The organism is Salmonella sp. SAL04162 (genome assembly GCF_046551535.1).
GTDB classification, from domain to species: Bacteria; Pseudomonadota; Gammaproteobacteria; order Enterobacterales; family Enterobacteriaceae; genus Salmonella; species Salmonella enterica.
The window spans coordinates 274,949-300,485 of sequence record NZ_JBGDVX010000006.1; the positions used below are offsets into that span (position 1 = coordinate 274,949).

Below are 25,537 nucleotides of genomic sequence, written 5' to 3' on the forward strand. Positions count from 1 at the left end.
TCTCTACATTATGGCATTTGCAATGAAAGTAATCTCACAAGTTGAAGCGCAGCGTAAGATTCTGGAAGAAGCAGTTTCGACAGCGCTGGAGTTAGCCTCAGGCAAATCGGATGGGGCGGAAGTCGCCGTCAGCAAGACCACCGGCATTAGCGTCAGCACCCGTTATGGTGAAGTAGAGAATGTCGAATTTAATAGCGACGGCGCGCTGGGCATTACGGTGTATCACCAGAACCGCAAAGGCAGCGCCTCTTCGACGGATTTAAGCCCGCAGGCGATTGCCCGTACCGTGCAGGCCGCGCTGGATATCGCGCGTTACACGTCGCCGGACCCGTGCGCAGGCGTGGCGGACAAAGAACTGCTGGCGTTTGACGCGCCGGATCTGGACTTGTTCCACCCGGCAGAGGTTACGCCAGACGAAGCCATTGAACTGGCCGCGCGTGCGGAGCAGGCTTCTCTAAAGGCGGATAAACGCATCACCAATACCGAAGGCGGTAGCTTTAACAGCCATTACGGCATTAAAGTGTTCGGCAACAGCCACGGCATGTTGCAGGGCTATTGCTCCACGCGCCATTCGCTCTCAAGCTGCGTCATCGCCGAAGAGAACGGCGATATGGAGCGTGATTACGCTTACACCATCGGTCGGGCAATGGCGGATCTGCAAGCGCCGGAATGGGTCGGGACCGAGTGCGCGCGCCGCACCTTATCCCGCCTGTCGCCGCGCAAGCTCTCCACCATGAAAGCGCCGGTCATTTTCGCCAATGAAGTGGCGACAGGGCTATTTGGTCATCTGGTCGGGGCGATTGCCGGCGGCGCGGTATACCGTAAATCCACTTTTCTGCTCGACTCGCTGGGCAAACAAATTCTGCCGGAATGGTTAACCATCGAAGAACACCCGCATCTGCTAAAAGGGCTGGCGTCTTCACCGTTCGACAGCGAAGGCGTGCGTACAGAGCGCCGGGACATTGTGAAGGATGGCGTACTGACGCAATGGTTGCTGACCAACTATTCCGCCCGCAAACTGGGGCTGAAAAGTACCGGTCATGCTGGCGGCATTCATAACTGGCGTATCGCCGGGCAGGGGCTGAACTTTGAGCAGTTACTGAAAGAGATGGGCACCGGCCTGGTGGTGACGGAACTGATGGGCCAGGGCGTCAGCGGTATTACCGGCGACTACTCCCGCGGCGCTGCGGGATTCTGGGTTGAAAATGGTGAAATCCAGTACCCGGTAAGTGAAATTACCATTGCCGGTAATTTAAAAGAGATGTGGCGTAATATTGTCACTGTGGGTGATGATATTGAAACGCGCAGTAATATACAGTGTGGTTCGGTATTGTTACCGGAGATGAAAATCGCCGGACAATAATACCCGTCATACTTCAGGCTGCAGGCGCGTTGGCTGCCTGCAACTTGAATTATTCAGGGTATTACACTTATCGTTAATAATAAAAAAGGAAGTGAGCAATGCGTAAAAGCCTGTTAGCTATTCTTGCTGTGTCATCGCTGGTATTCGGTTCGGCTGTTTTTGCTGCCGATCTTGAAGATAATATGGATATTCTCAATGATAACCTGAAAGTTGTTGAGAAAACGGATAGTGCCCCTGAACTGAAAGCGGCATTAACCAAAATGCGCGCGGCCGCGCTGGATGCTCAAAAAACTACGCCGCCAAAGCTGGAAGATAAAGCGCCGGATAGCCCGGAAATGAAGGATTTTCGTCACGGTTTTGACATTCTGGTCGGCCAAATTGATGGCGCGCTGAAGCTGGCGAACGAAGGTAACGTTAAAGAAGCGAAAGCGGCGGCGGAAGCGCTAAAAACCACCCGCAATACGTATCATAAGAAGTATCGTTAATTTTTGTGGGATGGCGGCTTCGCTTTATCCGCAGGTCGCCATCCGGCAAAATGTAATACCCATCACACTTTCTCACTTTATACGACAACGTCATTGTTTCGCCATTTCCTCTTTATGCCGCGATAGATCTCACACTTTCCCGGCGATAATTCATTAATGCCGCCTTTTCTGTGGCGCAGATCACCTATCCCACTCGCGTTTCCACTTCGAGGTGGAAAATAACTCGCTACAAACTTTTAACCCTTGCCGCTAGTTTTATCTCATTGCCATTAACGGGGTGAGACGCGTGGATAACGGAGCAGTAAAACACGATGCCGGTGAGCGAATTAACGAACTGGCTGAACAGGTGTTAACGCAGGTGGATGGCCTGCTGGGGCGGCATCACATTGTCCCCAATGCGGTACAGACGCAAATGCTGACCTCGCACGTTCGCGCGATGGCGCACCGGTCAATTACCGGCGAGCCTTTACCGGAAGTCGATGCCAGCTTGTTTGATGAAATCTCAGCCGAATCAATGGCGCTCGCCCGCGAAATCGTGGCGGCGTTTGGCAACCTTCCTGACGAAGAAGCCTGGCTATTATCGGTACATTTTGAAGTCGCGAAAGACAACCTCTAAGGAGCAAAAAATGGAACAGATTACCGTCGTGATTGGCGATCGCCTGGGTAAAGGCCAGAAAGTGGCGGCAGGCGTGGAAAAAGCGGGCGGTCGCGCGGTCGTCGTACCGGGCGTCGCGGCAGACATGAAGCTGGGCGATGTGATGAAAGCGGAAAACGCCACCTTCGGCATTTCATTTTGCGGCAGCGGCGGCGCGGGCGCTATCACCGCGCAAAACAAGCATGGCTACAAAGCCAAATATGGAATGCGGTCAGTGGATGAAGGCGTCACCGCTATTAATGAAGGCTGCAACGTGTTGGGTTTCGGCTTTATGGATAAAGAAGAGCTCGGCGAGCGCCTGGTGCAGGCGTGGCAAAAGAAATACGGCGCCTGATGATGAAAGAGCAATTCACCACCACGGTGAGAGTAAAAGGCAAGGGCGACGCCAAAGCACGCGCCTTTGCCGATGCGCTGAACCATGTTCAGTCGGCGGTGATGAGAGAGTCGCCGTATATCTTACTGCGTATTGAGCCACAGGATGTGCGGATTGTTCAGGCGCATGAGTCGGTGCGTAAAGAGGCCTTTCTGTTTTTCTTTTTGCGCCGGGAACGACGCACTTACAGCGTGGAGCTGGATGTGACCGTCAACGTGACCGCCATCAATCTCGACAGGGTGGATTTCGTCGCGAAACGCTGATTTTTATTAAAAAGGCATAGTTATGTTCCTGATAATACTAATTAAATCGCTCATTATCGGCGCGCTGGTCGGCGTAGGGGTGGGCGCTGGGGCTGCACGCATGTTTCACGCGCCAACCACACAGGGGATGGGCGCGTTCCGTACGTTGGGCGAACTCAACTCTTGTGAAGGCGACCCGGCATCTCACTTCTCCTTTGGACTGGGTTTCTTCTTTAACGCCTGGGCCTCGTCTGTGGCGGCCGGATCGTTCACCCAGGATGTCGATCACCGCATCATCCCTAACTGGGGCGCGGCGGCGCTAATGATCAAAAACCGTAACGTCGGCGAGACGCTGCACGACCCGAAAAAAATGGCGATCGCCTGCGCCGTCATCGGCATGATTGTCGTAACGTTCCTTAACCTGACCGCCTCATCCGTGCCAGAGGCGCTACAGGTGACGGCGGTTAAGGTGCTGGTACCGGCGGCAAACCTGCTGGTCAACATCGTCATGCCTGTGATCTTCTGGTTAGCGGCGATCGACGCTGGTAAAAAATCGGGCTTCTGGGCCACCGTTTTCGGCGGCGCGGCGCAGCTCATCATGGGGAACGCCGTACCGGGGCTGGTGCTGGGTATTTTGATCGGTAAAGGCGTAGAAGAGAGCGGCTGGAACCATGTCACCAAAGTGATGATGGTCGCCATCGTTTTGCTGTTTGTGTTGAGCGGCTTCTTCCGCGGCTTCGACATGAAAATGATCGAGTCTTTCAACATGACGGTACCGAACTGGCTTGAACTGATCCACAACTCGCTCAGCGGCAAATAACGGAGGCCACAATGGAAGAGAATAAAGGTTTTTGGTATGCCGACTGGTCGTTCCCGATCTTTGTTGGCCTGCTCTCCTCCGGCGTTTTCGCCGGGACGCATATGTACTATCTGTACGGTATCGGCGCATTTAACGAAGTCGCTTTTGTGGCGATGTTGAAAGCGGGGATGGATACCGGCGTCTACGGCGCGGTCGCCGCTTTCGGCGCCAGCTTTTTATTTGCCCGCATTATCGAAGGTTCGCTGGTCGGGATTCTGGATATCGGCGGGGCAATTCAGACTGGCGTGGGCTTAGGGGTTCCGGCGTTACTGCTGGGGGCTGGCTTTGTCTTCCCGGTGGCGAACTTTATCGCTTCGCTGATAACCGGTCTGGTGATTGGCCTGGCGATTGGCTACATCATTATTCTGGCGCGTAAGTTCACCATTAATCAGAGCGACTCCACGTACGGGGCGGACGTCATGATGGGGGCTGGTAACACTTCAGGCCGTTTTCTGGGGCCGTTGATTATCCTCAGCGCCATGACGGCATCGATTCCTATTGGTCTGGGCTCTCTGGTGGGCGCGCTGCTGTTTTATATCTGGCAGAAGCCGATTACCGGCGGCGCGATTTTAGGCGCGATGATCCTCGGTTCCATCTTCCCGATTGCGATTAGCTAACTGTTGATTTGTAGGCCGGATAAGGCGGTTGCGCCGCCATCCGGCAAAGGAGAGAACGATGTTTGATTTACTCCTGCGCCATGCGTGTCTGGTCGATGACACGCTGACTAATATTGCCCTGCAAGATGGCAAAATCGCGGCGTTGGGTGACGTTGATGGCCCGGCGGTGAAAACCATTGACCTGCGCGGCGAGTGTTACGTTAGTGCGGGTTGGATTGATTCGCACGTTCACTGCTACCCAAAATCGCCGATTTATTTCGATGAGCCGGATAGTATCGGCATCGCGACGGGGGTGACGACGGTGATTGATGCCGGCAGCACTGGCGCAGATGATATTGACGATTTTTACACCCTGACCCGTCAGGCGACCACCGACGTTTATGCGCTATTGAATATTTCCCGCGTCGGGCTGATAGCTCAGAATGAACTGGCTAACATGGCCAATATTGACGCCGATGCGGTCCGACAGGCGGTAAAACGCCACCCGGATTTTATCGTCGGCCTCAAGGCGCGGATGAGCAGCAGCGTGGTAGGCGTTAACGGCATCACGCCGCTGGAACGCGCTAAAGCCATGCAGCAAGAAAACGGCAACCTGCCGTTGATGGTGCATATTGGCAATAACCCGCCGGATCTGGACGAAATCGCGGAGCGTCTGACGGCGGGCGATATCATTACCCACTGTTACAACGGTAAGCCGAACCGTATTCTGACGCCGGAAGGCGAGCTGCGCGCCTCGGTGACACGAGCGCTGGCGCGCGGCGTGCGTCTGGACGTCGGGCATGGTACCGCCAGCCTGAGCTTTGCGGTGGCGAAACGCGCCATTAGCCTGGGGATTTTACCGCATACCATCAGTTCCGATATCTACTGCCGTAACCGCATCAATGGCCCGGTGCATTCGCTGGCTAATGTGATGTCGAAATTCCTCGCCATCGGCATGTCGCTGCCGCAGGTCATTGCGTGCGTGACGGCCAATGCCGCCGATAGCCTGAATCTGAAAACCAAAGGGCGTCTTCAGCCAGGTCTGGATGCCGACCTGACCCTCTTTACGCTTAAACGCCAGCCCGCCGTGTTGGTAGACGCGGAAAACGACAGCTTACAGGCTGAAGAATTGCTGACGCCGCTTGCCGCGATACGCGCAGGCAAGGGCTATATGACCGAACAAGGGAGCGCGGAACATGCCTTCGATTTTTGAGAAGTATCAATTAAAACAGGTGATTAATGCCTCCGGACGTATGACGGCGCTCGGCGTCTCCACGCCGCGCCCGGAAGTGATAGACGCGGCGATGGCCGGAATGAATCAGTATTTCGAGATGAAAGATCTGGTGAATAAAACTGGCGAGTACATTGCGAAATTGCTGGAGGTGGAAGGGGCGACGGTAGTCTCCTGCGCCAGTGCGGGCCTTGCCCAGTCGGTTGCCGCGGTACTGGTGCAGGACAGCGACTGGCTGCTGGAAAACCTGCACGTTACACCGATTGAAAATAACGAAATCGTCCTGCCAAAGGGCCACAACGTCAACTTTGGCGCGCCGGTGGGAACGATGGTGGCGCTGGGCGGCGGCAAACTGGTGGAAGCCGGTTACGCCAACGAATGTTCCGCCGCGCAGTTGGCGGCGGCCATTACGCCGCGCACGGCGGCTATTCTCTATATCAAATCTCACCACTGCGTACAGAAAAGTATGCTTAGTGTGGAGCAGGCTGCGGTAGTGGCACGCACGCATAATCTCCCGCTGATTGTGGACGCGGCGGCGGAAGAAGATTTGCAGTGCTACTACCGCGTGGGCGCAGATCTCGTTATCTATAGCGGCGCGAAAGCGATTGAAGGGCCGACCAGCGGGCTAGTGATTGGTAAAACGCAGTATGTTGAGTGGGTAAAACGTCAGTCAGCGGGCATTGGCCGGGCGATGAAGGTCGGCAAAGAAGGAATTATTGGCCTGACCTGCGCCATTGAATTGTACCTGCGGGCGCAAAAAGAGAGCGGCGCGGAGATGGTAGAAAAAATGGCGCCCTTTATCGACACGTTGAACACGTTTAACGGCGTCAGCGCCCGTGTGGTGTGGGACAGCGCCGGACGCGACATCGCGCGCACGGAAATTAAGTTTGATGAAGCCGTTACCGGCATCGCCACAGGCGAACTGGTCGACGCGCTGAAGCAAGGGGAATACGCGATTTACTTTCGCGGATACAAAGCCAACGAAGGAATTATTGAAGCGGATGTCCGCAGCGTCGATCGCGCGCAGTTAGCGATTGTGGCGCGTCGTATTGGCGAGGTGATTAATCAGGAGAAACAAGCATGAAACTGACCCCTAACTTTTACCGCGATCGCGTTTGCCTGAACGTACTGGCCGGTTCGAAAGATAACGCCCGGGAAATCTACGCGGCGGCGGAAGGTCATGTGCTGGTTGGCGTGCTCTCCAAAAACTATCCGGATGTGGCAAGCGCAGTCGCGGATATGCGTGAATATGCGGCGCTTATCGACAATGCGCTCTCCGTCGGACTGGGGGCAGGCGATCCTAACCAGTCGGCGATGGTGAGCGAAATCTCGCGTCAGGTACAGCCGCAGCATGTCAACCAGGTGTTTACCGGCGTCGGGACCAGCCGGGCGCTGCTGGGGCAAAATGAGACGGTGGTGAACGGTCTTGTCTCGCCGACCGGCACGCCGGGACTGGTGAAAATTTCCACCGGCCCGCTAAGCAGCCGCGCGCCGGACGGCATCGTACCCATAGAAACGGCGATTGCGCTACTCAAAGATATGGGCGGCAGCTCCGTTAAATACTTTCCGATGGGAGGACTCACCTGTCGCGACGAGTATAAAGCGGTGGCTGACGCCTGCGCCCGCCATGATTTCTGGCTGGAACCGACGGGCGGTATCGATCTGGAAAACTTCGCCGAGATTCTGCACATCGCCCTTGATGCAGGTGTAAGCAAAATCATTCCTCACATTTATAGTTCGATTATTGATAAGGTGAGCGGCAACACCCGTGCGGACGATGTGCGTCAGTTACTCGCTATCGTCCGGTCGCGTGTCGGCTAATCATGAGGAGAGAGACGTGCGATTCCCCAACCAACGTTTAGCGCAGCTATTTGCGATGCTGCAAAACGAGACGCTGCCGCAGGACGAGCTGGCGCAGCGGTTGTCGGTCTCCACGCGTACTGTTCGGGCGGATATCGCCGCGCTGAACATGTTGCTGACGCCGCATGGCGCGCAATTTACTCTCAGCCGCGGCAATGGGTATCAGCTCAAAATTGATGATCCGGCACGTTATCAATCCCTGCAAACGCAGCAATCTCCCACGCTGGCGCGCGGTCCGCGCACCAGCCAGGAGCGGATACACTATTTGCTGGCGCGTTTTTTAACCTCCGCTTTCTCGCTGAAGCTGGAGGATTTAGCAGATGAATGGTTTGTCAGCCGTGCGACGTTGCAGAACGATATGGCGGACGTGCGCGAGCATTTGCTGCGTTATCATCTGACGCTGGAAACGCGTCCGCGTCATGGCATGAAACTGTTTGGCGGAGAGATGGCGATTCGCGCCTGTCTGACCGACCTTTTATGGACGCTGGCGCAGCAGGAGCCCTCCCATCCGTTAATTGTTAGTACCACGCTGAACACCGAGGTGTCTCAACGGCTGCAGTCTCTTTTGCCGGATATTTTCTCTCATTGTCAAATCCGCCTGACCGATGAGGGCGAGCTGTTTCTGCGTTTATACTGCGCGGTGTCGGTACGGCGTATTCGCGAGGGGTATCCGTTATCGGAATGCGTGGCGGAGGAGGTCGATGAAAAGGTGCGCCATGCGGCGCATGAGATTGCGGAGCTACTACAACAGCTGGCCGACAAGCCGCTGTCGGAGCCGGAAGTAAGCTGGCTGAAGGTGCATATTGCCGCCCGCCAGGTACAGGAGATTGCCCCCAGCGCCATTAATGCCGATGATGAAGAGGCGCTGGTGCGCTATATCCTCAATTTTATTAATACCCAGTACAACTATAACCTGTTGAATGATAAACAGCTTCACGCGGACTTGCTGACCCACATCAAAACGATGATCACCCGCGTGCGCTACCAGATCATGATCCCCAACCCACTACTGGAAAATATTAAGCAGCACTATCCGATGGCGTGGGATATGACGTTGGCGGCGATATCGAGTTGGGGAAAATACACGCCGTATACCATTAGCGAAAACGAAATCGGTTTTCTGGTGCTGCATATTGGCGTTGGGCTGGAACGTAGTTACAACATTGGCTACCAGCGGCAGCCGCAGGTACTGCTGGTGTGTGATGCTGGTAATGCGATGGTGCGGATGATTGAAGCGATACTGGCGCGGAAATACCCGCAGATTGAGATAGCCCGCACTTTGACGCTACGCGACTATGAGGCGCGGGACAGTATTGTGGAGGATTTTGTGATTTCCACGGCGCGGATCGGCGAAAAAGATAAACCGGTCATCATGATCGCGCCCTTTCCTACCGACTATCAATTGGAGCAGATCGGTAAGCTGGTGCTGGTGGACAGAACCCGTCCGTGGATGCTGGATAAATATTTCGATGCCTCGCATTTTCGCATTGTGGAAGGGGAAATAGATCAACAGACGCTGTTTAAAACGCTGTGCGATCAGTTGCACGAGGAAGGCTTTGTTGATGCGGCGTTTCTCGATTCGGTTATTGAACGTGAAGCTATCGTCAGTACGTTATTAGGCGACGGGATTGCCTTGCCACACGCGCTGGGGCTGCTGGCGAAGAAAACGGTGGTTTATACGGTGCTCGCGCCACAGGGGATTGTCTGGGGTGACGAAACGGCGCACGTTATTTTTTTACTCGCCATCAGCAAAAGTGAATATGAAGAGGCGATGGCCATCTACGATATTTTCGTCACTTTCCTGCGTGAACGCGCCATGACGCGCCTCTGCGCATGTCTGAATTTTACGCAATTTAAAACGGTCGCGATGGAGTGCGTGAGTCGTTTTTGAGAGGCGTTATCCAGAATTCGATGTAATGCGAATGTAATGCTAAACTGCATTACACATTCGATTTTACTGGAGGCATAATGGCCACGCTGAACGTCCGTCTGGATGACAAACTCAAAAATGAGGCTTATGCCGTGCTGGAAAAACTGAACATTACTCCAACGGAAGCCGTGCGATTACTGTTCCAGTACGTCGCGGAAACGGGGCGCATGCCAGTGAAAACCGTCACTCTTAGCGACAGTGAAGATGCACTGATTCAGACAGTTCGGGAGAGGCTGTCTAGTCCGCAAAAGGGAATCAAGGTTAGTCTGGATGACTTATGAACTGGAATTCGACCCGAGGGCCTTAAAAGAGTGGCATAAGCTGGGCGATACGGTGAAGGCTCAGCTTAAGAAAAAGTTGGCTGATGTGCTATTGAACCCCAGAATCGACTCTGCCCGTTTAAACGGTCTTCCTGACTGCTATAAAATTAAGCTTAAATCGTCCGGTTATCGTCTGGTGTACCAGGTTCGGGATGACGTTGTGATTGTGTTTGTTGTTGCGGTCGGCAAGCGAGAACATTCAGCCGTCTATCACGATGCAAACAAACGGCTTTAGCGATCAACGCAAATGATGCACTACCTGGTTGCTGCTACCGCGCCAGATAAGCGCCGGGTCTTTCAGATCCTGCACAAATTTGCCATCGACCAGCACGTTGATGAGATCGACCACCTGCATCTGTGCGGCGTTGAGTTCATCGAGCTTGTAGCCGGTCCACACCCAGATATCTTTCCCGGGGCACTCCGCGTGGATACGTTGTACCAGTGTCAGAATATCCGGTACGTTTTGCGGATGCAGCGGATCGCCGCCCGACAGCGAGATCCCCTGACGGTGAATGCGCGTGTCGTTCAGATCGGCAATGATCTTATCTTCCATCTCTTTGGTAAACGGCTGGCCGGAGTTCAGCCGCCAGGTGCTTTTGTTATAGCAGCCAGGGCATTCATGCACGCACCCTGACACAAACAGGGTGCAGCGGGTGCCGGGGCCGTTAACGATATCGACGGGGTAGTATTGGTGAAAGTTCATGTTTCCTCGTTGCATTTGGCGCTGTAGCGGCGTTGGCCGCTCTCACTTACCCAGGTCACTTACTTATGTAAGCTTCCTGGGATTCGTTCGTTTGCCGCCTTGCTACAACACCAACTGCTTAGAGGAAACTCATGAAATTGGAACTATAGCCAGCGGTTGTAGGCCGGATAAGGTGTTTACACCGCCATCCGGCATTTACGCATTGCAAACGGAGAATTAACCTATCTGCCCATTGCCTAAATGCTTCACGCGGCGCTTCACTTCTTCCTGCTTACCGGCGTTAAACGGACGCGCGTCCGGGCTGCCTAAATAACCGCACACGCGGCGGGTGACCGAGACGCGGGCGGCGTCGTGGTTGCCGCATTTCGGGCAGGTGAAACCTTTACTGGTACATTCGAACTCGCCGGTAAAGCCGCACTCGTAGCATTCATCGATCGGCGTGTTGGTGCCGTAATACGGTACATGCTGATAGCTGTAATCCCAGACATCTTCCAGCGCCTTCAGGTTGTGCTGAATGTTCGGGTATTCGCCGTAGCAAATGAAACCCCCGTTCGCCAGCGGCGGATACGGTGCTTCGAAATCGATTTTGTCGTACGGGTTGACCTTCTTCTCCACGTCGAGGTGGAAGCTGTTGGTGTAGTAACCTTTATCGGTTACGCCCGGCACCACGCCGAACTCGGCGGTATCCAGACGGCAGAAGCGGTCACAGAGGTTTTCACTTGGCGTGCTGTACAGACTAAAGCCGTAGCCGGTCTCTTCTTTCCACTGATCCACGGCCTGACGCAGACGTTCCACAATGGCGATACCTTTGGCGCGCAGCTGCTCGCTGTCGTACAGGTGCTCGCCGCCGAACAGCGCGTTAATGGTTTCATGGATACCAATGTAGCCCAGAGAGATGGACGCACGACCATTTTTAAAGATTTCAGACACGTCGTCGTCCGCTTTCAGCCGCACGCCGCAGGCGCCTTCCATATACAGGATAGGCGCGACACGGGCTTTCACGCCTTCAAGGCGGGCGATACGGGTCATCAGCGCCTTCCGCGCCAGCGCCAGACGTTCATCCAGCAGTTTCCAGAATGCGGTTTCGTCGCCTTTTGCTTCCAGCGCGATGCGCGGCAGGTTAAGGCTAATCACGCCCAGGTTGTTACGCCCGTCGTGGATCTGCTCGCCGTTTTCGTTCTCCCACACGCCGAGGAAGCTGCGGCAGCCCATTGGCGTTTTGAACGAACCGGTGACTTTGACCACCTGATCGTAGTTGAGGATGTCCGGATACATGCGCTTGCTCGCGCACTCCAGCGCCAGTTGTTTAATGTCGTAGTTCGGATCGCCAAACTTGTGGTTCAAACCGTCGCGGATAGCGAAGACCAGTTTCGGGAACACGGCGGTTTTGCGATTTTTACCCAGACCGGCGATACGGTTACGTAAAATAGACGCCTGGATCAGACGCGACTCCCAACTGGTGCCGAGGCCAAAACCAAAGGTCACGAAAGGCGTCTGGCCGTTAGCGGTGTGCAGCGTGTTAACTTCGTACTCCAGCGACTGGAAGGCGTCGTAGCACTCTTTTTCGGTGCGAGAACGCGCATATCCTTCGGCATCCGGGATCTGCCACTCATCGGCGGTTTTGCGGTGCTTGTTATAGCTTTCGGTGACAAACGGTGCCAACACTTCATCAATCCGGTTAATGGTGGTGCCGCCATAAATATGGCTGGCGACCTGAGCGATAATCTGCGCGGTAACGGCAGTGGCGGTAGAGATAGATTTTGGCGGTTCGATCTCGGCGTTACCCATCTTAAAGCCCTGGGTCAACATGCCTTTCAGGTCGATCAGCATACAGTTGAACATCGGGAAGAACGGCGAGTAGTCGAGATCGTGATAGTGGATATCGCCGCGCTCATGCGCTTGTACTACGTCACGCGGCAACAGGTGCTGGCGGGCATAGTGTTTGGCGACAATCCCGGCCAGCAAATCGCGCTGGGTGGGAATGACTTTACTGTCTTTGTTGGCGTTTTCATTGAGCAACGCGGAGTTAGTTTGCTCTACCAGGCCGCGAATTTCCTGGTTCAGACGACCACGCTTTTCACGCTGAATGTCGCGATCGTGACGGTATTCGATGTAGGCGCGGGCAAGCTGTTTGTACGGGCCGGACATCAGTTGGTTTTCAACCGCAGTTTGGATCTCGTTAATATCCACCTGACTGCGCGCGTTCATTTGGCTGCTAACGACTTCTGCGACGGTGGCACAGTAATCTGCGTCATCGACTCCCGCTGCTTTAGCTGCACGTAGAATGGCTTCCTTAATGCGCTCTGATTTGAATGGCACTTTACAGCCATCTCGTTTCATCACATGCGGTGTCATGATCACTCCATATTTGTAAGAACAGGTTATCCACAGAGGCCGGGGAAGCCATAACAGGGTTTATTCATCTCTTTTCCAATGACTTCCCGCAATCCTGACCCAGGTTATCCACAATTCACCTTGTGTCGAGTGAACGGGTGTTGTAGCAATTGTAGTCAATTAATACAACATATTGGGGCGGCGTGCATTTTAAAGTCTATATGTAGTGATTTGCATCAAGGATGTTTGCAATTTTATTGATGTAGAACAAGGTAAAAATCAGAGCGTACAGATGGCGGGCGCTGTAGCGTTTGTAAAAGATAGCAAGAAAAATCTGATTAATTATTCAACAAAAACAGACAGTAACCTGGAGCAACGCCACAGCCCGTGTCAATAGGCCTGTGGCGTTTATCCGTATAAGGACGTCGCGTTAGCGTTGTAACCACCAGATGGCTTCAAATGGGCGGAGCGTCATCGCCGCTGGCTGGCTGGCGACCTCGCCATAATTGTGCAGTAGCGCCTGCCACTGTCCTTTGATATGCGGCGGATGCCACTCCTGACACTGGTCGCTCAGATTGGCGACGACCAGCAGGGTTTGCCCCTGCCACTGGCGGCGATAACACCATACTGATGGGCTATCCGGGAGGAGATCCTGGTAATCGCCCCAGATCAGTACAGGCTGGGTTTTACGTAGCGCAATCAGCTTTTGATAGGTGTAAAACACTGAGTTTTTATCGCGTAATGCCGCCGCGACGTTAACCTCCGTATAGTTATCGCACAGGCTTATCCACGGCTCGCCCTGGGTGAAACCGGCGTTTTTACCGTGGTCCCACTGCATCGGCGTGCGGCTGTTGTCGCGGGATTTACTGGCCAGGATAGCCAGTAGTTCGTCGGGGTCGCGTCCGGCGGCGCGTAGCGCGGCAAACATGTTATGGCTTTCCACGTCGCGATAATCGGTGATGCGGGTAAAGTGTGGGTTGGTCATGCCGATTTCTTCGCCCTGATAGATATAAGGCGTCCCTTGCATACCGTGCAGCGCCATCGCCAACATTTTCGCGGCTGGAACCCGGTATTCACCCTCGTCGCCAAAGCGGGAAACGATGCGCGGCTGATCGTGATTACACCAGAATAACGCGTTCCAGGCGACGTTATGCATCCCCTGTTGCCAGTGGCGGAACAACGCTTTCAGCGCCACATAATCAGGTTTTGCCAGCGTCCACTTTTCGCCATTGGGGTAATCCACCTTCAGATGATGAAAATTGAAGGTCATCGAGAGTTCGTCGCCGCTAAGCGCGGCATATTGCTGGCAGTTTTCCAGCGTGGTAGAGGACATTTCGCCTACCGTCATCAGATTACGCGGTGTAAAAACGTCACGGTTCATTTCGCGTAAAAACGTATGCGCGCGCGGTCCGTCGGTATAAAAGCGGCGTCCGTCGCCCGTCGGATCGTCAGGGAAGTCCTGATCTTTGGCGATCAGGTTCACCACGTCCAGACGCAGGCCATCCACGCCGCGATCGGCCCAGAATTCGCAGACCTTTTTCAGCTCGGCGCGCACGGCGGGGTTTTCCCAGTTCAGGTCGGCCTGTTCAGGCGCGAAAAGGTGTAAATAATATTGTTCGCTCTGGCTATGCCAGCGCCAGGCGCTGCCGCCAAATTTGGATTGCCAGTTATTCGGGCAGACATCCGGCGTGCCATCGCGCCAGATATAAAACTGACGGTATGGGCTCTCTTTGTTCAGCGCTTCGCGAAACCAGGCGTGCTGGGTAGAAGTATGGTTAAACACCATATCCAGGATGATGCGAATACCGCGTGCTTTCGCCTGCGCGACCAGCTCGTCAAAATCATCCAGCGTGCCGTAGGTCGGGTCGATGGCCGTATAATTTGCGACGTCATAACCGTTATCCACCTGCGGCGAGATATAAAACGGCGTGAGCCAGATGGCATCCACGCCGAGTCGCTGTAGATAGTCAAGGTGCTGCGTGACGCCGCGTAAATCGCCGGTGCCGCTGCCGGTCGTGTCCTGAAAACTTTTTGGGTAGATCTGATAAATAACGCCGTTTTGCCACCAGAGGGGAATAGTCATTGTTGTTTCCTGCAAGTGCGTTGGGACGCAACTGCGCCCCGAAGAAGTATTAGACAATTTGTAATGTGCCCTGACGATGCTTACGCTGATAGATAAAGGTGGTCAGAATCACCGGGATAACGATCGCGATAACCATCGCCATGCCGTACACCTGCCAGTAGCGCGGCGGTATAGACAGGATGCCCGGCAGGCCGCCCACGCCGATACCGTTGGCGATGACGCCGTTCAGACCGCAGAGCAGTCCCGCCAGACCAGAGCCGATCATCGCGCATAGCATCGGAAAACGATACTTCAGGTTGATACCGTACATCGCCGGTTCGGTTACCCCAAGGTAAGCGGAAATGGCGGCAGGAACGGAGATCTCGCGTTCATTGTGTTTACGGCTGGAGATGATGATGCCCACCACGGCGGAGGCCTGCGCGATATTCGACAGCGCAATCAGCGGCCAGACTGGCGTACCGCCCATGCTCTGGATCATCTGCATATCGATAGCGAGCGTTGTCTGGTGGACGCCGGTAATGACCAGCGGGGCATACAGGAAGCCGAACAGCGCCGCGCCTATCGGGGCGAAACTGCCGGTCATCAGATAACGTACCGCAAAGGCCACGCCGTCGCCGATCATACGACCAAAGGGGCCGATAAAGGTGTGGGCGAGAAAGACGGCCAGTATTAACGAACACACCGGGACGACGACCAGGTAGAGATAATCCGGCACGATGCGTTTCAACCGCGTTTCAATAAACCCAAGCGCCAGCCCTGCCAGTAGCGCCGGGATAACCTGCGCCTGGTAGCCCACTTTCTCAATGCTAAATAAGCCGAAGTTCCAGACGTCCGGCGTTTGCTGGCCCAGCAGATACGCATTCATCAACTGCGGCGACACCAGCGTCACGCCGAGCACGATACCAAGAATCGGCGTGCCGCCCATTTTTTTCACCGCCGACCAGCAGATCCCCACCGGCAGATAGAAAAAGATCGCTTCGCCGATCAACCATAAAAAATCATAAAGCGTTTTTAGCGCCGGATGCATCTGCGCCAGCGTTTGGCCGTTGCTCATCGGCACATCGCCGATCACGTTACGAAAGCCTAAGATCAAACCGCCGCTGATCAACGCCGGTAGTAGCGGAAAGAAGATCTCCGCGAAGTGGGAAATTAACTGCTCATGCCATTTCATGTTCTGGCGAGCGGCTTTTTTGGCCTGCTCTTTATCGGCATACGCTTTGCCGGTGGTCTCCAGCAGCGCGTTATAGTAATCGCCGACTTCGGTGCCGATCACCACCTGAAACTGCCCGGCGTTGGTGAAACAGCCTTTAACCATCGGTAATTGTTCGATCTCTTTTGGCCTGGCGTTCGCGGGCTGGTGGAGCACAAAGCGCAGGCGAGTAATGCAGTGGCTCACCGTGGCGATGTTGTCACGCCCGCCGACCAGGTCAATCAGCCGGTCGATATCGGCTTGTTTTACTTTGCTCATCGTAAAGCCTCATGGCAGAGGAGGTATGTTATGGGTTGGCGCAAGAGTATCTCTTCAACGTTGGTTTAAAAATGGGAACGTTCCCGAAACGCAGCGACGATCACAAATTACTCGTGGTATTCCGTTTAATCAGTCACTCAGGCGAGGGTAGAAGGAATGACGATCCGGCGCGGATCGCAGCGGCCATTGATCTGTTCGATCAGCTGCGAAGCCGCCTGTCGTCCGGCTTCAGCATAGCCAGGATCGACAGTGACGATCTCCGGGTGCAGGAATTTTATCAGCGGCGTGTTCCCGACGCTTGCCAGTTGCAGCGTCTCAATACGTTGCTCCTGTAAATACTTACTGGCGCCCAACGCCAGCGTATCGGTGGCGCAGACTAACGCGGTGGTATCCGGCATGATGACGCTTGCCGTATGCTCATAGCCCTGCTTCATGGCAAGACCGGGCAGGGCGGCGACGGGATGAAGTTTATGTTTTTTGCAAAACGCCAGGTATGCGTCATGCCGACGTTTGCCGGTGGTAATATCGCTATGGGGAACGCCCAGAAAGCTAATGTTGCGGTGTCCCTGCTCATACAGCCGCTGCATAAGGATATGAATCGCGCCTTCGTCGTCGTAACAGACGGAGGCAAAACCTTGCGCATCTCTTGCCAGTAGCACCAGCGAGGCTTTCCAGGGGGCGATCAACTCTTCTGTGATGCCGGTAAAGCCAAACAGCACCACGCCATCAATGTTACGTCGTCTGAGCATGCCCAGATGTTCCATTACCAGCGTCGGCGAGAACTGACTTTCCATCATAATAGGGTCGTAGCCCTGTTCATAAAACGCAGGCAGCATGGTCTGAACCGCGAGATTTTCAGACAACGAATCAAGGCGAGTGACGATAATAGCGACCACTTTATCGCTTTGTCCCCGCATCGCACGGGCGGAGCGGGACGGAAAGAAACCGTGTTGATTCATCACCGCTTCGACACGCTCGCGGGTACGTTCGCTTACGCCGCTTTCATTGTTAAGCACGCGGGAAACGGTTGATTTCCCTACGCCGCTCAGGCGGGCGATGTCTTTGATAGTGAGCCGGTTTTGCATCCTGTTTTCCCGTGGCGTGACGCTGATGGTGATTGGTGATAAAAAGAGTAACTTTACTCAAGCGAAGGGCAATGGGCAAAGTCTGGTTTATCGTTGGTTTAATTACGTAACGGTATGATACCGCCATAATTGCCACAAAACTTATGGATTTATGCGTATAATCCACGGCGCAAATCGTTTACTTACCGGAGGCGACATGGACCCTGAACCCACCCCTCTCCCGCGATGGAGAATTTTCCTTTTCCGGTAAGCCTGCCTCTGCTGTCTTACCGGTGTGTAAGACAGTGACACAATAACGTCCCTGTTTTTATTTAAACATTGCTCATCGGGCAAGGCTTTGCCGTGCCTGAAGAATTTTCTGCGCCTGACTTCGGCGCGGAGGGATTACCTATGCTAAAAACCATTACCCGCCAGCTTTTTGCCCGGCTTAATCGTCATTTGCCTTATCGTCTGGTTCACCGCGATCCGCTGCCCGGGGCGCAGACCGCGGTAAATGCGACTATCCCGCCTTCGCTGAGCGAACGCTGTCTGAAAGTCGCGGCAATGGAGCAGGAGACTCTCTGGCGCGTTTTTGATACGCACCCGGAGGGATTAAACGCCGCCGAGGTAACGCGCGCGCGTGAAAAGCATGGCGAAAACCGCCTTCCGGCACAGAAACCCTCGCCGTGGTGGGTGCATCTGTGGGTATGTTATCGCAATCCTTTCAACATCTTACTCACGATTCTTGGCGGCATTTCTTATGCCACGGAGGATCTGTTTGCCGCAGGCGTTATCGCCCTGATGGTCGGTATCTCAACGCTGCTGAATTTTGTGCAGGAAGCGCGCTCGACGAAAGCAGCGGACGCGCTAAAAGCGATGGTGAGTAATACCGCTACCGTACTGCGGGTTATTAATGAAAATGGCGAAAACGCCTGGCTGGAATTACCCATCGATCAACTGGTGCCCGGCGATATTATTAAGCTGGCGGCGGGGGATATGATCCCGGCGGATTTACGGATTATCCAGGCGCGCGATCTGTTTGTCGCCCAGGCGTCGCTGACCGGCGAATCTCTGCCGGTCGAGAAAGTCGCCGCGACGCGTGAGCCCCGGCAAAATAACCCGCTTGAGTGCGACACGCTGTGCTTTATGGGGACGAACGTCGTGAGCGGAACGGCGCAGGCCGTGGTGATGGCGACCGGCGCCGACACCTGGTTTGGTCAATTGGCGGGGCGCGTGTCGGAACAAGATAACGAGCAGAACGCTTTCCAGAAAGGAATTAGCCGCGTCAGCATGTTGCTGATCCGCTTTATGCTGGTCATGGCGCCGGTAGTACTGATTATTAATGGTTACACGAAAGGTGACTGGTGGGAAGCGGCGTTATTTGCGCTTTCGGTCGCGGTAGGGCTCACCCCGGAAATGTTGCCGATGATCGTCACCTCCACCCTCGCGCGCGGGGCGGTGAAGCTCTCGAAACAGAAAGTTATCGTGAAGCACCTTGATGCGATTCAGAACTTCGGCGCGATGGATATTCTGTGCACCGATAAAACCGGCACTCTGACGCAGGATAAAATTGTGCTGGAGAATCATACGGATATTTCTGGTAAGCCCAGCGAGCATGTACTGCATTGCGCCTGGCTGAACAGCCATTATCAGACCGGTCTAAAAAACTTACTGGATACGGCGGTCCTGGAGGGAGTAGACGAAACCGCCGCGCGTCAGCTCTCCGGACGCTGGCAGAAAATCGATGAGATTCCGTTTGATTTTGAGCGTCGCCGGATGTCGGTGGTGGTGGCCGAAGATTCGAGCGTGCATCAACTGGTCTGCAAAGGCGCGTTACAGGAGATCCTGAATGTGTGTACTCAGGTGCGCCACAACGGCGATATTGTGCCGCTGGACGACAATATGCTGCGCCGGGTGAAACGCGTTACCGACACGCTGAACCGTCAGGGGCTACGCGTGGTCGCCGTCGCGACCAAATACCTGCCTGCACGTGGGGGCGATTACCAGCGTATCGATGAATCTGACCTGATCCTGGAAGGGTATATTGCTTTTCTCGATCCGCCGAAAGAGACCACCGCGCCGGCGCTGAAAGCGCTGAAGGCAAGCGGAATTACGGTGAAAATTCTCACCGGCGACAGCGAGCTGGTAGCGGCGAAAGTTTGCCATGAAGTTGGGCTGGATGCGGGCGATGTCGTTATTGGCAGTGATATTGAAGGGTTAAGCGACGACGCGCTGGCGGCGCTGGCCGCCCGTACGACGTTGTTTGCGCGTCTGACGCCGATGCATAAAGAGCGCATCGTCACTTTGCTCAAACGCGAGGGGCATGTGGTCGGTTTTATGGGCGACGGGATTAACGATGCCCCGGCGTTGCGGGCGGCGGATATTGGTATCTCGGTAGATGGCGCGGTGGACATCGCCCGTGAAGCCGCCGATATTATCCTGCTGGAAAAGAGCCTGATGGTGCTGGAAGAAGGCGTCATTGAAGGTCGTCGTACTTTTTCTAATATGTTGAAATATATCAAGATGACGGCCAGCTCAAATTTCGGTAACGTGTTTAGCGTACTGGTGGCGAGCGCCTTTTTGCCGTTCCTGCCAATGCTGCCGCTGCACTTGCTGATTCAAAACCTGCTGTACGATGTATCCCAGGTGGCGATTCCGTTTGATAATGTCGATGAAGAACAAATTCAAAAGCCGCAGCGCTGGAATCCGGCGGATTTGGGGCGCTTTATGGTCTTTTTCGGTCCGATCAGCTCGATTTTCGACATTTTGACCTTTTGTCTGATGTGGTGGGTATTTCATGCGAATACGCCAGAAACGCAAACTTTGTTCCAGTCCGGCTGGTTTGTGGTGGGATTACTGTCGCAAACGCTGATTGTGCATATGATCCGTACCCGTCGTCTGCCGTTTATTCAAAGTCGCGCCGCCTGGCCGCTGATGGCGATGACATTGTTGGTGATGGTGGTGGGAGTTTCGTTGCCGTTTTCGCCCCTGGCGTCTTACCTGCAGTTGCAGGCGCTGCCGTTAAGCTATTTCCCGTGGCTGATTGCCATTCTGGCGGGCTATATGACGTTAACCCAGTTAGTGAAAGGGTTTTACAGCCGACGTTATGGCTGGCAGTAAACACTTTCGTCGGGGATTCGCCAGCGTGCTTAATCCCCGATATCGCTAACCAGGCCAGATGCCCGTAAAGCTCGACAAGTTTTACGCGATCGGCTTTATCTTTAAATTTCAGGGCTTATTCAAGCAACTGTAGAATGCTATATGCAGGCATAAAAAAGAGGAATGTCCAGCTAAGTTTGTAAAATGTGTTCTCTGCCCCCAATCCGGAACGAGAGGAGGAGATATCCCACCGCCGGATATGTTTTGCGGATATGCGACGAAAGCGGCGAATATAGCTAACGCAATAAACTAAGTAAGGAGGAATCGCTAAGGCGCCAGTGGGTTTAGGAAACATAAGGGTAAGCAATATGGCTGCGACAATGAAGCATAAAAAGACTATCTTCGCGGTAGATTCTATCTGTTTTAATTCCTGGCGTACGCTTTCAGCATGCTTCTCCTGCCAGCGACGGAGCGTGCTGTTGCTAAATCCATATTCTTCGCACAACGCCTTATTCGGTACGCCGTTTTTCGACTGTTGCAGAAAATCGGCGATTTGTTCCTCGGTAAAACGCGATCTTACCATTGCCGCCTCTCCATGGCTGTTGGTGCCCCGAACCGGGCAAACTTGCGCCGCCCGGCGGGGATGACGTCCGGCGCTTAGCGACGAACAGCGATCGCTTCAATCTCAATTTTCACGTCTTTCGGCAGACGGGCAACTTCCACGCAGGAACGCGCCGGGAAGGTGGCGTTGTGCTCGGTGAAGAAGGCTTCGTAGGTGGCGTTGACGGTCGCGAAATCGTTCAGGTCTTTCACGAATACGGTCGTTTTCACAATGTCGCCTACTTTCAGGCCAGCGGCTTCCACGATAGCTTTAACGTTTTCCAGCGACTGACGTGCCTGAGCGGATACGTCTTCCGCTACGGCGCCGGTTTTCGGATCGACCGGGATCTGACCGGAAGTGATTACCATGCTACCCAGGTCAACGCCCTGTACGTATGGGCCGATTGCTGCTGGTGCATTTTCCGTCGCAATAGTTTTGCTCATGATTTCTCCTGAATTACAGCGGTAATAGAATGTCCCCGCTCATTATAGGGAGCCGGGATCTCATAACCAACCCCATTAGTTGGCCAGCACCACATTATGCGAAAACTCTTTTTCACAGTATTTGCATTTGAGGGCGATATCATTGGCGCGTTTTTTCACTGCAAAGCTGGAGGATACCGGTTCCGCGTGGCTGATGCAGTTGCTGTTCGGGCAAACCAGCACATTATTAATACGCTCTGGCAGGCTGGGGCGTGATTTCCCGACTACGTCGTAGTTGTCGATGCGGTTAACGGTGGCCTGCGGCGCGTACAGAGCAAGTTGGTTAACCTGCTCATCGGTGAGGAAGGTGTTTTCTATTTTGATTAAGTCTTTACGCCCCATCTCGCCAGACGGGAGATTCAGACCGATAGTGATTCGCTGATCGGTCTCGGTCAATTTAAACAGACTCAGCAGTTTAAAGCCTACCTGCGCAGGGATATGGTCAATCACGGTGCCGCATTTAATGGCTTCAACCTGCAGTTTGTTATCGTGTGTCATCGCTTTTCTCCCTTACAGACTCAGTTCGCTATTCAGTACCAACGCCAGTAACGCCTGGCGAGCGAAAATACCGTTGCCCGCCTGTTGGAAGTACCAGGCGTGTGGCGTTTTATCCACATCCGTGGTGATTTCATCAATGCGCGGCAGCGGGTGCAGCACTTTCATATTTTCACGCGCGCCGTTCAGGTCGCTGGCGCGCAGAACAAACTGCGCCTTCACATTGGCGTACTCCGACGGGTCGAGACGCTCTTTCTGTACGCGAGTCATATAGAGGATGTCGACGTCGGCCATGACCTCTTCAATAGACCCATGCAGGCTCCAGGCCATTCCTTTTTCATCCAGCATATCCAGAATGTACTGCGGCATCGCCAGTGCGTCCGGCGCGATAAAATAAAAACGGTTGCCGCTAAATTTCGCCAGCGCCTGGGTTAGCGAATGCACGGTGCGGCCATATTTCAGATCGCCGACCATCGCGATATGCAGGTTATCCAGACGGCCCTGTGTTTCCTGGATGGTGAACAGATCCAACAGGGTCTGCGTCGGATGCTGGTTCGAACCGTCGCCCGCATTGAGCACCGGCACCTGACCGGAAAACTCCGTCGCCAGACGTGCCGCGCCTTCTTGCGGATGGCGCATCACAATCGCGTCCACGTAAGTGCTAATCACTGAGATCGTGTCGGCTAACGTTTCTCCTTTTTTCCCCAGCGACGTGTTGGCGCTGTCGGAGAAGCCCACTACGCTGGCGCCCAGGCGATGCATTGAAGTTTCAAACGACAGGCGGGTACGCGTGGAGGCTTCGAAAAAGCAGCTGGCGATCACTTTATGTTTCAATAGCTCCGGCTGCGGGTTGGCTTTTAATTTCGCCGCCGTCGCCAGTACCAGATTAAGATCGTCGCGGCTGAGGTCGTTTATGGAAATGATATGTTTTTGATATAGCGGGTTAGCCATGTTTATCTCCTGACGCCTGGGCAAAAAAAAGCCCCTCAATTGAGGGGCTTGGTATTGGTTTTCAACGGAAAGAAAAACGGCAGGCCTGCGTCTTTTTTCAGACGCGGTAAGACAGAATGTCGTACACACTGAACCATGCTTCCTCCCGGCAAATTGTCCGCGATTATACTCAGCTCTGTTTGGGGATCAAGCGAATTAATGCATGATTTACTTGTCGCAAACGGTTCTTATGAATTTAAATTCATTTTAAGCAAATAATTAATTTGTTTGTGTACCAGCGCCGTGCGCTGAACGACCCGTGGTGCGACCCAGACAATACTGCTACCGGCAACGACGCCGAGAATTTCCGGCAATGCGTGGTAATCCAGAATTCTCGCGACGGCGCGACCATAACCTGCCGCCGTATGGATAAGGATAAATTCGCTATTATGTTCAACGCTGACGACCATTTCGGCTATTGAACGTCCGGCATCCGGCGAAGGACGCCGCTGGGGATTTACGGAATAAATCTTTTGTCCCTTCGTATTTCTGATTTTTATTGCGCCCAGCAGCTTGAGCAGGCGCGAAACCGTAGACTGACTAATACCTTCAAATCCCTCATTTTGTAAATCGCGGCGAATCTCCTCCTGGGACAGGTAACTTTTTTCACTAATCAGGCGCTGACAAACCGCCAGTTGCTGTTGTTCTTTGGCGGAGTAATCATCGTATTCCTTCATAAATGCACCTTATCTTTATTATTGATATCAACGGACTGGCGAAATTCATCACATTTGTCACATTGATTGCGGATCAATCGGGCGGTTTTGCAGGAAAATGAGAAGCCGATCAAAAAAGGTGACGGCGTGCCTGATGGCGCTGTGCTTATCAGTCCTGTCGGATAAGACGCGTCGCCATCTGGCTCGTTACATCATCGCTCCGATGCTCAGTACCGCCATATTCAGCAATGTCAGGATCAGCAACAGCGGGGCGACCCATTTCAGATAGCGGACATAGGGAACCCGCGCGATCGCCAGACCGCCCATGACTACGGCTGAGGTGGGAGTAACCAGGTTCACAATCCCGGAGGCCGACTGGTAGGCGGTTACGACCAAATCCCGCTGTACGTGGGCAAAATCCGCTAACGGCGCCATAATGGGCATCGTCAATACGGCAAGACCGGAAGAGGAGGGCACCAGGAAGGAAAGCAATACTTCCAGCCAGTAGGTTACGTTTATGAAAATGGTGGTAGAGAGGCCGGAAACCAGACTTTCCGCGCTGTGCAGAATGGTGTGGGTAATCATACCGTTATCCATGACCACCACAATGCCGCGCGCGATACCAATAATTAGCGCCACGCCGAGCAAATCCCGCGCGCCGTCGATAAAGGTACTGGTGAACGCTTCCTCACCCATCCGCGTTATCACGCCAACGATAATCGCCGCCGCCAGAAAGACGCCGGAGATTTCCGCCATCCACCAGCCGAGAACCGCCACGCCGTAAATCATCACCGCGAAAGAGGCGGCGAAGATCAGCAGTACCCATTTCCGGGTAGCCGTAAACTCCAGCAGAGTATTGGCGCGATTGCCGAGAAAATGGGCGCGGTTTTCCTCCATTTTATCCGCCACGATAGAAAGCTCAGGATGGGCGCGGACTTTGCGCGCATAGCGCATTACCCAAAACACGCACAGTACGTAGCCGACAATTAACAGCAGTACGCGCATCAGCATTCCCTGAGTAAAAGGGATGCCGGCGGCGTTGGCGGCAATGACTGTGGCGAAAGGGTTAATGGTCGAACCGAGCGTGCCTATCCCTGCGCCGAGCAGTACGGTTGCCGCCGCCACTAACGGATCGAAGCGGGCCGCCATCATGACCGGCACCAGCAGCGTGTAGAAGGGCAACGACTCCTCCGCCATGCCATAGATAGTGCCGCCTGCGGCGAACAGCGCCATCAGAATGGGGATCATCCACTCATCTTTGCCGTTGAGTTTGATAGTTACCCGTTCAATACCGGCATCAATCGCCCCCGTTTTATTCACCACCCCCAGAAAGCCGCCGATAATCAAGACAAACAGCGCGACGTCAATGGCGCCGGCGGTGTAGGTTTCGTGGTTATAGAGGCCGTCAATCGGCGCCAGTAAAACAGCGGTAATCCCTTGCGGATGCGCGTCCACGGGGGCATACGTTCCCGCCACCGGCACCTCTTTTCCCAGCGTGGCGTTCATCGCCATTTGGTATTTTCCCGCCGGCACAATCCAGGTCATCACTGCGACCAGGGCAATAAGAATAAACAGGATGGTATAAGCGGTGGGAAATTTAAATTTACCCATGATGTTCTCTCCTGATATCACGGATATGCGCCGCGAG

At 54.2% G+C, this 25,537-nt stretch carries 27 protein-coding genes and 1 pseudogene; 16 read left to right on the forward strand and 12 right to left on the reverse strand.

The genetic code is table 11. From position 1 onward, the window contains the following. Positions 1–10: 10 nt before the first annotated feature. From pmbA to ACLJRH_RS14605, 13 genes are all read left to right on the forward strand, one after another. Positions 11–1,363, forward strand: a complete 1,353-nt coding sequence (pmbA, locus tag ACLJRH_RS14545; protein WP_000852997.1) for a metalloprotease PmbA — start codon at positions 11–13, stop codon at positions 1,361–1,363. Positions 1,364–1,461: 98 nt separating this feature from the next. Beyond that, positions 1,462–1,848 carry a cytochrome b562 gene (gene cybC / locus ACLJRH_RS14550; RefSeq protein WP_001232233.1) on the forward strand — a complete coding sequence of 129 codons (387 nt, stop codon included), beginning with the start codon at positions 1,462–1,464 and terminating at the stop codon, positions 1,846–1,848. A gap of 277 nt (positions 1,849–2,125) precedes the next feature. Then, complete coding sequence (locus ACLJRH_RS14555) at positions 2,126–2,464, forward strand: glycine dehydrogenase (protein ID WP_001255103.1); 339 nt, start codon at positions 2,126–2,128, stop codon at positions 2,462–2,464. 10 nt (positions 2,465–2,474) lie between these two features. After that, on the forward strand, positions 2,475–2,837 hold the full coding sequence (locus ACLJRH_RS14560; RefSeq protein WP_000435389.1) for an SFCGS family glycine-rich protein: 363 nt from the start codon (positions 2,475–2,477) through the stop codon (positions 2,835–2,837). Continuing rightward, on the forward strand, positions 2,837–3,139 hold the full coding sequence (locus tag ACLJRH_RS14565) for a DUF4312 family protein (RefSeq protein ID WP_000975187.1): 303 nt from the start codon (positions 2,837–2,839) through the stop codon (positions 3,137–3,139). The genes ACLJRH_RS14560 and ACLJRH_RS14565 overlap by 1 nt, the downstream gene beginning before the upstream one ends. Positions 3,140–3,161: 22 nt before the next feature. Continuing rightward, entirely contained in the window at positions 3,162–3,938 is a 777-nt protein-coding gene (locus ACLJRH_RS14570; RefSeq protein WP_000478578.1) for a DUF4311 domain-containing protein, read from the forward strand. Positions 3,939–3,949: 11 nt separating this feature from the next. Beyond that, positions 3,950–4,594, forward strand: coding sequence for a DUF4310 family protein (locus ACLJRH_RS14575; protein ID WP_000392127.1), 645 nt, complete (start codon positions 3,950–3,952; stop codon positions 4,592–4,594). A gap of 58 nt (positions 4,595–4,652) precedes the next feature. Beyond that, a complete protein-coding gene (locus tag ACLJRH_RS14580) occupies positions 4,653–5,786 on the forward strand; it encodes an amidohydrolase/deacetylase family metallohydrolase (RefSeq protein WP_000459925.1) in 1,134 nt (377 codons plus the stop codon). Beyond that, entirely contained in the window at positions 5,770–6,888 is a 1,119-nt protein-coding gene (locus ACLJRH_RS14585; protein WP_023137277.1) for a DgaE family pyridoxal phosphate-dependent ammonia lyase, read from the forward strand. Before ACLJRH_RS14580 ends, ACLJRH_RS14585 begins: the two co-directional genes overlap by 17 nt. Continuing rightward, positions 6,885–7,625: a 2-dehydro-3-deoxy-phosphogluconate aldolase gene (gene dagF, locus ACLJRH_RS14590; RefSeq protein WP_000779262.1), complete on the forward strand. Its 741-nt coding sequence runs from the start codon at positions 6,885–6,887 to the stop codon at positions 7,623–7,625. The genes ACLJRH_RS14585 and dagF overlap by 4 nt, the downstream gene beginning before the upstream one ends. Positions 7,626–7,641: 16 nt before the next feature. Then, the gene (locus ACLJRH_RS14595) at positions 7,642–9,555 is read left to right on the forward strand and encodes a BglG family transcription antiterminator (protein WP_023137278.1); all 1,914 of its coding nucleotides are present in this window, start codon (positions 7,642–7,644) and stop codon (positions 9,553–9,555) included. A gap of 77 nt (positions 9,556–9,632) precedes the next feature. Next, positions 9,633–9,875 carry a type II toxin-antitoxin system RelB/DinJ family antitoxin gene (locus tag ACLJRH_RS14600; protein ID WP_000212724.1) on the forward strand — a complete coding sequence of 81 codons (243 nt, stop codon included), beginning with the start codon at positions 9,633–9,635 and terminating at the stop codon, positions 9,873–9,875. Next, positions 9,865–10,149 (forward strand): type II toxin-antitoxin system RelE family toxin, encoded by a 285-nt coding sequence (locus ACLJRH_RS14605; protein ID WP_000220578.1) that lies wholly within the window; start codon positions 9,865–9,867, stop codon positions 10,147–10,149. Before ACLJRH_RS14600 ends, ACLJRH_RS14605 begins: the two co-directional genes overlap by 11 nt. Before the next feature lie 3 nt (positions 10,150–10,152). Here ACLJRH_RS14605 and nrdG read toward each other — a convergent pair whose 3' ends face one another. The 5 genes from nrdG to treR form a co-directional block, all read right to left on the reverse strand. After that, positions 10,153–10,617 carry an anaerobic ribonucleoside-triphosphate reductase-activating protein gene (gene nrdG / locus ACLJRH_RS14610; RefSeq protein WP_001009178.1) on the reverse strand — a complete coding sequence of 155 codons (465 nt, stop codon included), beginning with the start codon at positions 10,615–10,617 and terminating at the stop codon, positions 10,153–10,155. Between the two features lie 216 nt (positions 10,618–10,833). Next, entirely contained in the window at positions 10,834–12,972 is a 2,139-nt protein-coding gene (nrdD, locus tag ACLJRH_RS14615) for an anaerobic ribonucleoside-triphosphate reductase (protein WP_000187821.1), read from the reverse strand. 409 nt (positions 12,973–13,381) lie between these two features. Next, the gene (gene treC, locus ACLJRH_RS14620; RefSeq protein ID WP_023137279.1) at positions 13,382–15,034 is read right to left on the reverse strand and encodes an alpha,alpha-phosphotrehalase; all 1,653 of its coding nucleotides are present in this window, start codon (positions 15,032–15,034) and stop codon (positions 13,382–13,384) included. Between the two features lie 49 nt (positions 15,035–15,083). Then, positions 15,084–16,502, reverse strand: coding sequence for a PTS trehalose transporter subunit IIBC (treB, locus tag ACLJRH_RS14625; protein WP_000048828.1), 1,419 nt, complete (start codon positions 16,500–16,502; stop codon positions 15,084–15,086). A gap of 137 nt (positions 16,503–16,639) precedes the next feature. Then, complete coding sequence (gene treR, locus ACLJRH_RS14630) at positions 16,640–17,587, reverse strand: trehalose operon repressor TreR (protein ID WP_001181294.1); 948 nt, start codon at positions 17,585–17,587, stop codon at positions 16,640–16,642. 196 nt (positions 17,588–17,783) lie between these two features. Between treR and mgtL the strand changes: the two genes are divergently transcribed. Both mgtL and mgtA read left to right on the forward strand, forming a co-directional pair. Continuing rightward, on the forward strand, positions 17,784–17,837 hold the full coding sequence (gene mgtL / locus ACLJRH_RS14635; protein WP_099374030.1) for a mgtA regulatory leader peptide MgtL: 54 nt from the start codon (positions 17,784–17,786) through the stop codon (positions 17,835–17,837). 140 nt (positions 17,838–17,977) lie between these two features. Further along, entirely contained in the window at positions 17,978–20,686 is a 2,709-nt protein-coding gene (gene mgtA / locus ACLJRH_RS14640; RefSeq protein ID WP_015406162.1) for a magnesium-translocating P-type ATPase, read from the forward strand. 115 nt (positions 20,687–20,801) lie between these two features. On the opposite strand, the gene ACLJRH_RS14645 is transcribed toward mgtA, so the two are convergent. The 5 genes from ACLJRH_RS14645 to pyrL form a co-directional block, all read right to left on the reverse strand. Further along, positions 20,802–21,248, reverse strand: coding sequence for a transposase (locus tag ACLJRH_RS14645; RefSeq protein ID WP_000252557.1), 447 nt, complete (start codon positions 21,246–21,248; stop codon positions 20,802–20,804). 74 nt (positions 21,249–21,322) lie between these two features. Next, positions 21,323–21,709: a 2-iminobutanoate/2-iminopropanoate deaminase gene (ridA, locus tag ACLJRH_RS14650; protein WP_000047544.1), complete on the reverse strand. Its 387-nt coding sequence runs from the start codon at positions 21,707–21,709 to the stop codon at positions 21,323–21,325. Positions 21,710–21,784: 75 nt separating this feature from the next. Next, complete coding sequence (pyrI, locus tag ACLJRH_RS14655; protein ID WP_000148566.1) at positions 21,785–22,246, reverse strand: aspartate carbamoyltransferase regulatory subunit; 462 nt, start codon at positions 22,244–22,246, stop codon at positions 21,785–21,787. A 12-nt stretch (positions 22,247–22,258) separates the two neighbouring features. Continuing rightward, entirely contained in the window at positions 22,259–23,194 is a 936-nt protein-coding gene (gene pyrB / locus ACLJRH_RS14660) for an aspartate carbamoyltransferase (RefSeq protein ID WP_000013055.1), read from the reverse strand. A gap of 35 nt (positions 23,195–23,229) precedes the next feature. After that, the gene (gene pyrL, locus ACLJRH_RS14665) at positions 23,230–23,331 is read right to left on the reverse strand and encodes a pyr operon leader peptide (protein WP_000249504.1); all 102 of its coding nucleotides are present in this window, start codon (positions 23,329–23,331) and stop codon (positions 23,230–23,232) included. Here pyrL and ACLJRH_RS14670 point away from each other — a divergent pair. Then, positions 23,311–23,452, forward strand: a pseudogene (locus ACLJRH_RS14670) (hypothetical protein). The gene pyrL and the pseudogene ACLJRH_RS14670 overlap by 21 nt on opposite strands. Here the strand turns inward: ACLJRH_RS14670 and ACLJRH_RS14675 are convergent. Beyond that, the gene (locus tag ACLJRH_RS14675; RefSeq protein ID WP_000666051.1) at positions 23,422–23,910 is read right to left on the reverse strand and encodes an arginine repressor; all 489 of its coding nucleotides are present in this window, start codon (positions 23,908–23,910) and stop codon (positions 23,422–23,424) included. The pseudogene ACLJRH_RS14670 and the gene ACLJRH_RS14675 sit on opposite strands and share 31 nt — an antisense overlap. A gap of 186 nt (positions 23,911–24,096) precedes the next feature. After that, positions 24,097–25,500, reverse strand: coding sequence for a YfcC family protein (locus ACLJRH_RS14680; RefSeq protein ID WP_000514424.1), 1,404 nt, complete (start codon positions 25,498–25,500; stop codon positions 24,097–24,099). Between the last annotated feature and the right edge of the window lie 37 nt (positions 25,501–25,537).